Here is a 12,211-nt window from a genome sequence, read left to right on the forward strand (position 1 = left end):
TGTCCGCTTACCGCCAAATAAAAATCCGATAGGCCATGTAGATATTATCGTTGCAGCTCGTAAAGGCCGGATTCGCCGCAGTGCGATCCTTTTAGCCTGTCGCAACTTTTCATAAGAGCCTGTGAACTGGTAAGGTCATGCGTGTTTTTTGCCGTCGACCCGGAAGGCGCCGGCGAAGGAGACGAGGTTGGTCTAAATGCGGCGGACGCGCCATATCGTGGTAGAAAGGAAGGACAAGGGAGGAGAAAGGCGATGCCCGTGCGAAAAAGCGCCCGCGGCCGTGGGCCGGAACATAACGAGCCTGTATCCGTCCGTCGGCATTTGCAACCGAACGACCGTCCTGCGGTCCGGACGTTGGACGCGGTTGAGAACGATCCGGAGCTGTGGTGGAAGGAACGCCAGCGCCTCCAGCGGGAGAACGGGGGAGATTGGGACCGGATCGGCGGCATTGGCGGCATAGGCGGCATTGGAGGAGGTAACGGCGGGGTCTTGCGGAGCGGCGGCGCGCCGTCCTACGGCCAAGAGCGGACAAGCGGCGGGACGGGCATCGAAGCGGCGGATCGGCAACCGTCGCACGGCTCCGGGCCATCGGGCACGTTGTCCGGTCTCCCGCACGCGACGGATCGCGCCCCCCGGCTAGCCCCCTGGTACGGCGAGACGAACGGGCGGAACGGAGGCGGCTCCGGTCCGGAGCTCTCCCCCTGGCCGATGCCGATCCGCAGGCTCGCGCGCGGATTCCTCATTCGGACCGTGCTGGCGCTGCTCTTGTTCGCCGGCGCCTGGGGCTGGTTCCGGCTCGCGCTGCCGGGGAGCGACGCCGCCCAGACGTGGCTGTCCCAGGCGGTCACGCGCGATATGGACTTCGCCGCGGCGGAGGCTTGGTACGAGAAGACGTTCGGCGGCTCGCCGTCGTTCCTGCCCGCGTTCCGGCACACCTCGGACGCGGAAGCCGTCAGCGCGGAGTGGAGCCGGGAAGAGACGGTGCCGCCCGTCGAAGGCCGCGTGCTCGAGACGTTCGCGCAGAGCGGGAGCGGCGTGCGGCTCGCCGCGCTCGCCGGAAGCCCGGTGGTCGCCGTCCATACGGGCCGGGTGACGCAGGTGACGCTCGACGCGGGCGGCCTCGCGACCATCCTCGTCCAGCATGCGAACCGGGTCGTGACCGTCTACGGGAGCGTGAGCGAACCGGACGTGAAGCCGAACGATTGGGTGGAGGCGGGGCAGGCGCTGGGGACGCTCGCGCCCGCTTCCGGCAAGCCGGGCGGCGAAGGCCTGCTCTTCTTCGCCGTCAAGCAGAACGGCAAAACGTTGGATCCGGCGGAAGTGGTGCCCTTTGATTAGAATCCGGGGCATCGTCTTCCGCCTTCATCCGCTTTTCGTCCTCTTGATGCTGCTATCCGTCCTGACGGGCCGGTTCGCGGAGATCGGGACGCTGTTCAGCATCGTCCTGCTGCACGAGCTCGGCCATCTCTTGATGGCGCTGCGGTTCGGCTGGACGGTGAGGGAGGTGAAGCTGCTCCCGTTCGGCGGCGTGCTCGAGGTCGAGGAAGCGGGCTCCGTGCCGGCCAAGGAAGAAGTATTGGTCGCGCTCGCCGGTCCGCTGCAGAACGCGGCGCTGGCCGGTTTGGCCTGGCTCTTCGGACAAGCCGGGCTCGTCGACCCGTTGTGGACCGGCGACTTCATCGCGGCCAACGCGCTGATCGCGCTGTTCAACCTGCTGCCCATTCTGCCGCTGGACGGCGGCCGGATGCTGCAAGCCGGGTTCAGCCTTCATATCCCGTACCACAGGACGCTGCTGTGGAGCGCGAGGATCAGCCTCCTGTTCAGCTTCGCGGTCGTCTGCGCGGCCATGTACCCGCTGACGCGAGGCGGGCTTCTTCATCTGAACCTGCTGGTCATCGGCCTGTTCCTGTGCGCTTCGAATTGGACCTATCTGCGGAACGTCCCCTTCGTCTTCCTGCGGTTTCTCGTTCACCGGGCGAAGCGCTCGGAGGCGCGCATCGACGGCGGCACGCTCGCCCAGCCGATCGTCGTCTCCGACCAGAGACCGCTGTCCTCGGTCGTCCGGCTGCTCATGAAGGAACGCTACCATCTTGTCTACGTGATGAACCGGGGCAGCGTCTCGCGCGTCGTTCCCGAGGGGAAACTGATCGACGGTTTTCTCGGGAGTTTGACAAACGGACATGCGGATTTGCGGTTTTTCATGTAGAATAGCAAGTAAAAGGCGGATTCGCCGCCATTGAAAGCGGGCGAGACGTTTTTATCGTAGGTCAAACAGATCGGAATAGGCGTCAACACTTATTCCTTCTGCATGACTGAAAAAGTCTCGCGACGGGAGGTAGGCATGAAGCAGCTCTTCGTTCACTGCGTCCGCAACGTGACACAATCGGCGCTGCTCGAGAACGGCAGATTGACCGAGTTCAGCGTCGAACGATCGGAAGGGACATCCCTGGTCGGCAATCTCTACATCGGGCGCGTCGTGAACGTGCTGCCGGGCATGCAGGCGGCGTTCGTCGATATCGGATTGCCCAAGAACGCGTTCCTCTACGTGGACGACGTCCTCCATCCCCACCTGGACCGTCAGCCCAAGACGAAGCCCTCCATCGCGGACCTCCTGAAGCCGGGCGACCAGCGCGTCGTCCAGATCATGAAGGAGCCGCTCGGCGGCAAAGGCGCCCGCGTCACCACCCACTACTCCCTGCCGGGCCGCTGCCTGGTGTACATGCCGCATGCCGACTACGTCGGCGTCTCCAAGAAGATCGAGCAGGAACAGGAACGCGCCCGGCTGAAGCAGCTGGCCGACGAGCTGCGCGAGCCCGGCGAAGGCCTTATTCTCCGGACGAACGCGGAGGGCGAGCCGCGCGAATCGCTCGCCGAAGACTTGGCCGCGCTGCGGCGGGTCTGGCGCGACATCGCGAAGAGGGGAGACCGGGAGGAAGCGCCCGCGGCGCTCCACCGGGACTTCGGACTCGTGCAGCGCACGGTGCGGGACGTGTTCACGCCCGAGATCGAAGAGCTCGTCGTCGACAACCCGAAGGCGTACGAAGAGGCGCGCGCGTATCTGCGGCAGACGGCGCCGACGCTGGAAGGCCGGGTGCGGCTGCATGCCGACGGAGCGCCGATCTTCGAACGGTTCGGCATCAAGCAGCAGATCGACAAGGCGTTCCAGCCCCGCGTCTCGCTGGAGAGCGGCGGCTATCTCGTCTGGGATCAGACCGAGGCGCTGACCGTGATCGACGTGAACACCGGCAAGTACACGGGTTCCGTCGACCTCGAGGAGACGGTATTCCGCACGAATCTGGAAGCCGCGACAGAGATCGCCCGTCTGCTGCGCCTGCGCGACGTCGGCGGCATCGTCATTGTCGACTTCATCGACATGGACACCGACGAGCATCGCCAGCAGGTGGTGCAGCGTCTCGAGGCGACCATCCGCCGCGATCGGACCAAGTGCCAGGTCGTCGGTTGGACAAGGCTGGGCTTGCTCGAGATTACCCGCAAGAAGACGCGGGCAGACGTGATGAGCTACTTTTACGACACGTGCGCTTCCTGCAAGGGCAAGGGCAAGATCTACGTGCGTTGACGCGGAGTCCTCCCGCGTCCCGGCGTATGCGCTGCGCGCCGCAAATAAGGTTTGTATTCATCGGGCGAGTATGATAAACTACCATAGTGCGTGCAATGGGCTCATCCCCGAGATTGCAGGCTACAACCGCACTCCACCGGGTTTGGAAGATCGGCGCTGTCCTGGCGTAACGCGAAGCTGCGACATCCGGCACCCCATGAGGCGAGTCTTAGACACGAGGAGGTGCACAATATGTACGCGATTATCGAAACCGGCGGCAAGCAATACAAGGTCCAAGCGGGCGACGTGATCTTCGTGGAGAAACTCTCCGCCAGCGAAGGCGACAGCGTGAAGTTCGACAAGGTCCTGGCCGTATCCAATGACAAAGGCTTCGTATCCGGCACGCCGCTTCTGGCTGGCGCATCCGTAACGGGCAAAGTCGAGAAGCACGTTAAAGGTGAGAAAATCATCGTTTTCCACTATAAACCGAAGAAAAACGAGCGCAAGAAGCAAGGTCATCGTCAGCCGTACACGAAAGTGACGATCGAATCCATCCAGGCTTAAGCGGGACGCCCAGATGATTACGATCACGATCTATCGGGACCAAGACGAGCGGATCAAGCGGTTCTCCGTCACCGGACACGCGAAGTACGACGACCCCGGCAAGGACATCGTCTGCGCGGGCGTGTCGGCCGTAACGGTCGGCGCGGTCAACGCCATCGAGAAGCTGACGGGCATCGTCCCAGACGCCGAGATGAAGTCGGGCTTTCTGTCGGCCAGCATGCCGGAGAGCGGAGAGACGCACCGCAACGAACAGCTTCAGCTCCTGCTCGCGGGCATGGTCGTCGCGCTTGAATCGATCGCGGATCAATACGGCAAGCACGTGAGAATCAAGCATACTCTCGCATAGAAGGAGGTTGACACCCATGTTGAAACTGAATCTTCAGTTGTTCGCTTCCAAGAAGGGCGTAGGCTCGACGAAGAACGGACGCGACAGCCAATCGAAGCGCCTCGGCGTGAAGCGGGCTGACGGCCAAGCCGTCACCGGCGGCACGATCCTCGTGCGCCAACGCGGCACGAAGATCCATCCGGGCAACAACGTCGGCATCGGCAAAGACGACACGTTGTTCGCGAAAGTGGAAGGCGTCGTGAAGTTCGAGCGCTGGGGACGCGATCGCAAGAAAGTGAGCGTCTATCCGGTCGAGCAAGCGCCTGTCGCTGCCGCTCTCGAAGCTTAATCCGTCATCCAGAACCCCGGCCAGCGAAGTGGCCGGGGTTTTTGCACGATTCGGGGAGGTGTCGGGTTCTCCCTCCTCCCGCCGAACCGTCTCCGATCCGCGCGGGACAGGCCTCGAACCGGTACGAACGCGCCGGAGCGGCTAGGCAAGCGCGCCATGATCGGATTCATGCTTAAGCACTAAAATCGTCTATCCGACAACCAAACGGCGCGGTTCGTGATATACTGGCGGGGATTGGCGGCAGGAACCGGAACCGGCTTGAGTCGGGAACGAACGAAACGGGGAAGCTTAATCATGTCTGGGAAAAACACCCTATGGCGGCTTGGAGCGGCAATCTCGCTGCTGGCGCCCGCGGCATGCGTCTTCGCATGGCGGGACCAGGTCTGGCCTCTGGCGCTGTTCGTCCTGTGGACCGCGGCCGCGGGCGGCGCGTGGCTCGCGGCGGAACGCCGCGCCGAACGGGCCAAGACGGAGCGGATGCTCGCGCGGGCGCAGCGGTCCGCGATCGAGACGCTGAGCCACCATCGGCACGATTGGATGAACGAACTGCAAATCTTGTACGGTTATCTGCGTCTGCAGAAGCTCGATAAAGCCGTGGCGATCGTGGACAGAATAAGGGAACGGATGGACCAGGACAGCCGGATCTCCCGCCTCGGGAGCGCGGAGCTGGCGTCCTACGTGCTGTCGTTCCGCACGATGTGCGACACGCTGCGTCTCGACGTATCGGTCGAGGACGGCGTCCAACTGGACAAGGAAGACCCGCTCGCCGAAGCGTTCGCGCAGTCGGTCATCGGGCTCATTAACGCATTCCGCTTTCGGGCCGTCGCGTCTTACGGCGAGCAGAACGTGCTCGCTCTGCGAATCTCGGGCGGCGCGGAGGCGCTGCGGGTCGAAGCGGCCTACCAAGGCGAGCTGGCTGCGGAAGACAGCCTTGCGCAAGACGTAACGAAAGTATTGGACGGACGGGGACGATGGGAAGCGGAGCGCGATACGGCCGGGGTCGAAGGGCCGGGAACGGCCCGCCGGTTCGCCCTCACGTTCGACGCCGGACGGAAATGAGAGTGATCGCATCATGTTTGTAGACAAGGCGAAGATCTATGTTAAAGGCGGCGACGGCGGGGACGGACTCGTCGCGTTCCGCAGAGAATTGTACGTGCCGGAAGGCGGACCCGCGGGCGGCGACGGCGGCCACGGCGGAGACGTGGTCTTCCGGGTGGACGAGGGCCTGCGCACGTTGATGGACTTCCGGTACCAGAAGCACTTCAAGGCGCCGCGCGGCGAGAAGGGACGCAACAAGTCCCAGCACGGCGCCAACGCGGACGACATGATCGTGCGGGTGCCGCCGGGGACGATCGTCTACGACGACGACACCGGCGAGATGGTCGCCGATCTGACGCAGCACGGCCAAGCCGTCGTGATCGCGAAGGGCGGACGCGGCGGACGCGGCAACACCCGGTTCAAGAGTTCGGTCAACACCGCGCCGGCCATCGCCGAGAACGGCGAAGAAGGGCAAGAGCGCTGGGTGACGCTGGAGCTGAAGGTGATGGCGGACGTCGGGCTCGTCGGCTTCCCGAGCGTCGGCAAGTCGACGCTGCTGTCGGTCGTATCGGGCGCTAGGCCGAAGATCGGCGCGTACCACTTCACGACGCTCACGCCGAACCTAGGCGTGGTGGAGCTCGGCGACGACCGGAGCTTCGTGATGGCGGACTTGCCGGGCTTGATCGAGGGCGCGCATACCGGCGTCGGCCTCGGACATGAATTCCTCCGGCACGTCGAGCGTACCCGGATCATCCTCCACGTCGTGGACCTGTCCGGCATGGAGGGGCGCGATCCGTTCGACGATTGGGTCAAGATCAACGAAGAGCTGAAGCTCTACAACGCCCGATTGGCCGAGCGTCCGCAGATCGTCGCGGCGAACAAGATGGACATGCCGGAGTCGGAAGAGAATCTGGCGGCATTCCGGGACAAGCTGGCCGAAGTCCGCCCGGACATCGCCGTCCTGCCCATCTCCTCGCTCACGCGTCAAGGCGTGCCCGAGCTGCTGTACCGGGTGGCGGAGCTGCTCGAGTCGCTGCCCGATCCGGCGGAGATCGCCGAACAGCAGGCGCAGGATGAAGCGGAGGCCGAAGGCGTCGTCTACCGGATGGAGCCGCGCGAAGAGCACGAGTTCACGATCTCCCGCGACAACGAGGTGTACGTCGTGGAGAGCGAATCGATCGAACGTCTGCTGCGGCGCACGCAGTTCGGCTCGTACGAGGCGGTTATGCGGTTCGCGCGCATTCTGCGCAAGATCGGCGTGGACGCGGAGCTTCGCAAGCGGGGCGCCAAGGACGGCAACACGATCCGCATCGGGGAGTTCGAATTCGAGTTCTTCGAGGGCGGCTCGGACGACTACTTGTACGAGGAAGAATAAGCGTCGCGCGCTACGAACCGACCCTTCGCGGGGTCGGTTTTTTGATGAAGCCGACAGGGACGCGTCTCGCTCCGGGATCGGTCATTGCGGGGAAATGACTATTGCCGCCTGGCGTTGCTTCCGTTATAATGTCCACTATATACACACAAACGTCTTTCTTGGGAGGACGGAAGATGGCGGAGCGCTATTACGTCGTCCGCGAGGATCTGCTGCCCGAAGGCATGCTCAAGACCGAGCAGGCGAAGGAGCTCCTGCGCCGGGGCGATGCGGCCACCGTGCACGAGGCGGCGGAGAAGGTCGGCTTAAGCCGGAGCGCCTTCTACAAGTACAAGGACGGCGTCTATCTCCTCGAGCAGGCGGCAAGGGAGCGCATCGCGACCCTGTCGCTCGACCTGGAGCACCGTTCGGGCGTCCTGTCCAAGGTGCTCGGCGCGCTCGCGGTGAACGAAGGGAACGTATTGACCATCTCGCAGTCGATTCCGTTGCAGGGCATGGCGAACGTGGTCGTCACGATCGACACGTCCACGCTGAACGGAACGTTGACCGAGTTGCTGGAGAAGCTCAAGGCGCTCGACGGCGTCAAGCGAACGACCGTGGTGGGGCGCAGTTGACCGCCCGGGCAAGGCCGACTAGTAGGAAGCGGAGGAGAACAGACATGAAGCCGGTGAAAGTGGGATTGATGGGATTAGGAACGGTCGGCACGGGCGTCGTCCGGATCGTCGAAGGACACCAGGAGGATCTGCAAGGGCAGGTCGCTTCCCCGATCGTCATCTCTAAGATATTGGTCAAGGACCGCGCCAAGGCGCGCAGCATATCCGTGGACCATGGCAAGCTGACGGAGGATCCGTGGGAGATCGTGCGCGATCCGGAGATCGACGTCGTCGTCGAGGTCATGGGCGGCATCGGCAGCACGAAGGAGATTATGCTCGAAGCGCTGGAGCGGGGCAAGCACATCGTCACCGCGAACAAGGATCTGATGGCGATGCACGGGCCGGAGATTCTCGCGAAGGCGAAGGAGAAAGGCTGCGACGTCTTCTATGAAGCGAGCGTAGCCGGCGGCATTCCGATCATCCGGACGCTCATCGAGGGCTTCTCGTCGGACCGCATCACGAAGATCATGGGGATCGTCAACGGGACGACCAACTATATTCTGACCAAGATGAGCCAGGAAGGCGCCGCGTATGCCGACGTCCTGAAGGAAGCGCAAGCGCTCGGCTATGCCGAGTCCGATCCGACCTCCGACGTCGAGGGATTGGACGCCGCCCGCAAGATGACGATTCTCGCCACGATCGGCTTCCGGGCCAACGTATCGCTCGAGGATGTCGACGTTAAAGGCATCTCCTCGGTGACGCAAGAAGATATCCAGTACGCGCACCAGCTCGGCTACGAGGTCAAGTTGCTGGGCATCGCCGAGCGGCAGGACGACTTCATCAGCGTCAGCGTCCAGCCGACGATGGTGAAGCGCGGCCATCCGATCGCCTCCGTGAACGGCGTGTTCAACGCGGTATACGTTCACGGCGAAGCGGTCGGGGAGACGATGTTCTACGGACCGGGCGCCGGCGAGCTGCCGACCGCGACTTCGGTCGTCGCCGACCTCGTGGCGGTCGTGAAGAACATGAAGCTCGGCGTCAACGGGCGCCAGGCTTCGGTCTCCTACAAGGAGAAAAAGCTGAAGACCGACGAGCAGATCGCCTCCAAGTACTTCCTGCTGCTGCACGTCGAAGACCGCGCGGGCGTCCTGATGCAGATCGCGCAAGTCTTCTCTCAATACGACGTCAGCATCGAATCCGTCATGCAGCCGGCGACGCCGGGGCAGAAGGGCGCCGAGCTCATCATCTCGACGCACGCGGTCAGCAAGGCGTCCATGAACGAAGTGTTGAAGGCGTTCGCGGAGCTGTCTTCCGTGCAGACGATCAAGAGCGTCTACCGGGTCGAAGGCTGACGGCGCGCCCTCCGCGGCGGACGTCCCGAACCGAATAGCATGGCGATAACGGAAGGAGTTCCACGATGAGCAACGAACGAATGAGCGCCGCGGACGCGGGAGGAACGGAAGCGGCCGTCCTCCGCGACCGCGTCGTGGCAAAAGTGCCGGCCAGCACGGCGAATCTCGGACCGGGCTTCGACACGCTCGGCATGGCGCTGTCTCTGTACGAATGGATCGATCTGCGGCCGGCCGCCGAGACGACGATCACGCTGTACGGCGATAACCTCGAAGGCGTTCCGCGGGACAAGTCCAATCTCGTCTACGAGGTGGCGCAAGCGGTGTTCGCGCGCGCGGGCCGCGAGGTGCCGGAGCTGGCGATCGGCATCCGCAGCGACATCCCGCTGACGCGGGGGCTCGGCAGCAGCGCTTCGGCCATCGTCGGCGCGCTGGTCGCCGCGAACGCGCTGATCGGCGATCCGCTCTCCGCGGATACGCTGTTCCAGATGGCGACGGCGCTGGAGAACCACCCCGATAACGTCGGAGCCTCCCTCTTCGGCGGCATCGTCGCCGCCGCTTGGGACGGCTCCCGCGCGGAAGCCGTCCGCTTCGATCCGCCGGCCGGGCTGGCGGCGCTCGTCGCGATCCCGGCCTTCGAGCTGTCGACGAAGCATGCGCGGAACGTGCTGCCCCGGGAAGTGCCGTTAGGCGATGCCGTTTTCAACGTGGCTCACGGCGCGCTGCTGACCGCGGCGCTCGCCACCGGGCGGCTGGACGTGCTGAAGCACGCGCTGCGGGATAGGCTTCACCAACCGTATCGCGCGGCGCTCGTTCCCGGCATGGAGACGATCCTCCGCGAAGCGCCCGATCACGGCGCGCTCGGCGCGGTGCTGTCCGGCGCGGGTCCGACGCTGCTCTTGCTCGCGGAAGCGGGCGCGGGCCGGCCCGGCGAGCTGGAGCGGTTCGTCACGGAAGTCATGGCAGCCGAGGGCATCGCCGTGTCGCTGCGCTGGCTGGAGCCGTGCCTGGACGGTCCGGAGGTGCGGGCGATCAGCGTCCATGAGCCGGATTACGGCCGCGAGCCGCATCAGGTGCTGGCGGCGCGCGGGCGAGAGGTGCGCGCATGACGAAGCTGCCTTCCGCCGCCGCGCTGCCGAGGGGTACGTTTTCCGACGAAGCCGCGCGTTACTTTTTCCGCGGGGAGCCCGTGAACCTCGTGTATCATAAGATGATCGCGGACGTCTTCAAGTCTACCGTCAACGGCCGCACGGACTGGAGCGTTATCCCGATCGAGAATACGATCGACGGCTCGGTCAGCCTGCATACCGATTGGCTGGTCCACGAGGTGGAGCTGCCCATTCGGGCGGAATGGGTATTCCCCGCCATTCAGAACCTGGTCGGGCGCGCCGACGAGCTCGCCGCCGAAGGCGGCGCGGGCTGGGATCCTGCGCGGATCGTCAAGGTCATCAGCCATCCGGTGGCGATGGCCCAGTGCTACGAGTTCCTGCGGTCGCGCATTCCGCATGCGGAGCTCGAGACGCTGAGCAGCACCGCCGAAGCGATCCGGACGGTCGGCGAGAATCCCGGACGGGGCTGGGCTGCGATCGGCACGAAGACGGCCGCCGCGGATAACGGACTGGACGTCCTGGAAGAAGCGGTCACCGATCATGACAACAATTACACCCGCTTCCTGCTCGTCGGCCATCGGGCCTACGAATCCGAGACGGCGACGCGACACAAGACGAGCGTCCTGATCACGCTGCCGGAGGATTACCCGGGCGCGCTCCATCAAGTGCTGGCTGCCTTCTCCTGGCGGCGCATCAACCTGTCGAGGATCGAGTCCCGCCCGACGAAGAAGAAGCTAGGCAGTTATTATTTCTGGATTGACATCGACATGTCTTTGGACACGGTGCTGCTGCCCGCGGCCATCGCCGAGATCGAAGCGATCGGCTGTCAGGTGCGCATTCTCGGATCGTATCCCAGCTTTCCTTTCGAAGGATAATACGTTCGGAGGTGCCATTATCGCATGGCGGAGCAATGGATTTATCTAAACGGAGAATACGTCAGCAAAGAAAACGCCAAAATCTCGGTGTACGATCACGGATTTCTGTACGGAGACGGCATCTTCGAGGGCATCCGGATCTACGGGGGGAACATTTTCCGCTGCAAGGAGCATCTCGACCGGCTGTACGACTCGGCCAAGTCGATCATGCTGGACATCCCGCTCACGCGCGAAGAGATGCAGGGTGCGCTCGTCGGGACGATCCGCAAGAACGGACTCCGCGACGGCTACATCCGGCTCGTCGTCTCGCGCGGTCCCGGCAATCTCGGACTGGACCCGCTGCGCTGTCCCGCGGCCTACGTCGTCATCATCGTCGAGCAGCTCTCCATCTATCCGGAGGATGCGTACCGTGACGGCTTGCGATCCGTCTCCGTCAGCCCCAGGCGGAATCTGCCCGACGCGCTGAACCCGAAGATCAAGTCGCTGAATTATCTCAACAACGTGCTCGTCAAGATCCAGTCCAATCAAGCGGGCGTAGGCGAAGCGATCATGCTGAACGCCCAGGGCTACGTGGCCGAAGGATCGAGCGACAACATCTTCGTCGTGAAGCGCGGCGTCGTCTACACGCCGCCTTGCTACATCGGCGCGCTCGAAGGCATCACGCGCGGCGCGATCATGGAGCTGTGCGAGCGGCTCGGCTACAAGCTCAAAGAAGAGCCGTTCACGCTGCATGACGTGTACGCGGCGGACGAGGTGTTCTTCACAGGCACGGCTGCGGAAGTGATCGCGGTACGCGAAGTGGACGGCCGCGCGATCGGCGAAGGCCGCGCGGGACCGGTCACGACGCGCTTGCTCGCGGAGTTCCGCAAGCTGGTGACCGTCGACGGCGTGAAGGTTTACGAATAAGAGGCGAGGCGAAGAGGCGTTCCCGATGCGGAACGCCTCTTTTTCTTGGGCGGCCGCAGATCCGCGTGGCGCCGTATGCCAGGCCGGCGGGAGACGGAACGGGGGACGGAAGCAAGCGGACAAACGCGGGGAAAAGCGGGCCGCCAAGACACGGAACGTTTGCCCAGCTTTTTTT

The 12,211-nt window shown here is 63.9% G+C and carries 13 protein-coding genes and 1 other annotated feature; all 13 genes read left to right on the forward strand.

The genetic code is table 11. From position 1 onward, the window contains the following. The first annotated feature begins 252 nt into the window (after window positions 1-252). Window positions 253-1,338 (forward strand): M23 family metallopeptidase, encoded by a 1,086-nt coding sequence (locus tag H7C19_RS26530; RefSeq protein ID WP_185672111.1) that lies wholly within the window; start codon window positions 253-255, stop codon window positions 1,336-1,338. Further along, window positions 1,331-2,206, forward strand: a complete 876-nt coding sequence (locus H7C19_RS26535; RefSeq protein WP_185672112.1) for a M50 family metallopeptidase — start codon at window positions 1,331-1,333, stop codon at window positions 2,204-2,206. Before H7C19_RS26530 ends, H7C19_RS26535 begins: the two co-directional genes overlap by 8 nt. A gap of 135 nt (window positions 2,207-2,341) precedes the next feature. Further along, the gene (locus tag H7C19_RS26540; RefSeq protein ID WP_185672113.1) at window positions 2,342-3,577 is read left to right on the forward strand and encodes an Rne/Rng family ribonuclease; all 1,236 of its coding nucleotides are present in this window, start codon (window positions 2,342-2,344) and stop codon (window positions 3,575-3,577) included. Between the two features lie 114 nt (window positions 3,578-3,691). Beyond that, window positions 3,692-3,796, forward strand: a sequence feature (ribosomal protein L21 leader region). A gap of 12 nt (window positions 3,797-3,808) precedes the next feature. Continuing rightward, on the forward strand, window positions 3,809-4,120 hold the full coding sequence (gene rplU, locus H7C19_RS26545; RefSeq protein ID WP_185672114.1) for a 50S ribosomal protein L21: 312 nt from the start codon (window positions 3,809-3,811) through the stop codon (window positions 4,118-4,120). A gap of 13 nt (window positions 4,121-4,133) precedes the next feature. Continuing rightward, window positions 4,134-4,466, forward strand: a complete 333-nt coding sequence (locus H7C19_RS26550) for a ribosomal-processing cysteine protease Prp (protein WP_185672115.1) — start codon at window positions 4,134-4,136, stop codon at window positions 4,464-4,466. 16 nt (window positions 4,467-4,482) lie between these two features. Beyond that, window positions 4,483-4,794, forward strand: a complete 312-nt coding sequence (gene rpmA / locus H7C19_RS26555; protein ID WP_185672116.1) for a 50S ribosomal protein L27 — start codon at window positions 4,483-4,485, stop codon at window positions 4,792-4,794. 294 nt (window positions 4,795-5,088) lie between these two features. Continuing rightward, window positions 5,089-5,853, forward strand: a complete 765-nt coding sequence (locus H7C19_RS26560) for a Spo0B domain-containing protein (RefSeq protein ID WP_185672117.1) — start codon at window positions 5,089-5,091, stop codon at window positions 5,851-5,853. Window positions 5,854-5,866: 13 nt separating this feature from the next. After that, window positions 5,867-7,207 carry a GTPase ObgE gene (gene obgE, locus H7C19_RS26565; protein ID WP_185672118.1) on the forward strand — a complete coding sequence of 447 codons (1,341 nt, stop codon included), beginning with the start codon at window positions 5,867-5,869 and terminating at the stop codon, window positions 7,205-7,207. Between the two features lie 173 nt (window positions 7,208-7,380). Continuing rightward, complete coding sequence (locus H7C19_RS26570; RefSeq protein ID WP_185672119.1) at window positions 7,381-7,818, forward strand: ACT domain-containing protein; 438 nt, start codon at window positions 7,381-7,383, stop codon at window positions 7,816-7,818. Between the two features lie 44 nt (window positions 7,819-7,862). Continuing rightward, a complete protein-coding gene (locus H7C19_RS26575) occupies window positions 7,863-9,149 on the forward strand; it encodes a homoserine dehydrogenase (RefSeq protein WP_185672120.1) in 1,287 nt (428 codons plus the stop codon). A 65-nt stretch (window positions 9,150-9,214) separates the two neighbouring features. Next, window positions 9,215-10,255, forward strand: coding sequence for a homoserine kinase (gene thrB / locus H7C19_RS26580; RefSeq protein ID WP_376775444.1), 1,041 nt, complete (start codon window positions 9,215-9,217; stop codon window positions 10,253-10,255). After that, window positions 10,252-11,130, forward strand: coding sequence for a prephenate dehydratase (gene pheA / locus H7C19_RS26585; RefSeq protein ID WP_376775445.1), 879 nt, complete (start codon window positions 10,252-10,254; stop codon window positions 11,128-11,130). The genes thrB and pheA overlap by 4 nt, the downstream gene beginning before the upstream one ends. A 24-nt stretch (window positions 11,131-11,154) precedes the next feature. Next, window positions 11,155-12,036, forward strand: coding sequence for a branched-chain-amino-acid transaminase (ilvE, locus tag H7C19_RS26590; RefSeq protein WP_185672121.1), 882 nt, complete (start codon window positions 11,155-11,157; stop codon window positions 12,034-12,036). The last annotated feature ends 175 nt before the right edge of the window (window positions 12,037-12,211 follow it).

Source organism: Cohnella nanjingensis (genome assembly GCF_014212125.1).
Taxonomy (GTDB): Bacteria; Bacillota; Bacilli; order Paenibacillales; family Paenibacillaceae; genus Cohnella; species Cohnella nanjingensis.

Excerpts from the sequence above, each read along its gene's own strand:
- ilvE (WP_185672121.1), top strand. The coding sequence starts at position 11,155 with ATGGCGGAGCAATGGATTTATCTAAACGGAGAATACGTCAGCAAAGAA.
- rplU (WP_185672114.1), top strand. The coding sequence starts at position 3,809 with ATGTACGCGATTATCGAAACCGGCGGCAAGCAATACAAGGTCCAAGCG.
- obgE (WP_185672118.1), top strand. The coding sequence starts at position 5,867 with ATGTTTGTAGACAAGGCGAAGATCTATGTTAAAGGCGGCGACGGCGGG.
- H7C19_RS26560 (WP_185672117.1), top strand. The coding sequence starts at position 5,089 with ATGTCTGGGAAAAACACCCTATGGCGGCTTGGAGCGGCAATCTCGCTG.
- H7C19_RS26550 (WP_185672115.1), top strand. The coding sequence starts at position 4,134 with ATGATTACGATCACGATCTATCGGGACCAAGACGAGCGGATCAAGCGG.
- H7C19_RS26575 (WP_185672120.1), top strand. The coding sequence starts at position 7,863 with ATGAAGCCGGTGAAAGTGGGATTGATGGGATTAGGAACGGTCGGCACG.
- H7C19_RS26530 (WP_185672111.1), top strand. The coding sequence starts at position 253 with ATGCCCGTGCGAAAAAGCGCCCGCGGCCGTGGGCCGGAACATAACGAG.
- thrB (WP_376775444.1), top strand. The coding sequence starts at position 9,215 with ATGAGCAACGAACGAATGAGCGCCGCGGACGCGGGAGGAACGGAAGCG.
- rpmA (WP_185672116.1), top strand. The coding sequence starts at position 4,483 with ATGTTGAAACTGAATCTTCAGTTGTTCGCTTCCAAGAAGGGCGTAGGC.
- H7C19_RS26540 (WP_185672113.1), top strand. The coding sequence starts at position 2,342 with ATGAAGCAGCTCTTCGTTCACTGCGTCCGCAACGTGACACAATCGGCG.
- H7C19_RS26570 (WP_185672119.1), top strand. The coding sequence starts at position 7,381 with ATGGCGGAGCGCTATTACGTCGTCCGCGAGGATCTGCTGCCCGAAGGC.
- pheA (WP_376775445.1), top strand. The coding sequence starts at position 10,252 with ATGACGAAGCTGCCTTCCGCCGCCGCGCTGCCGAGGGGTACGTTTTCC.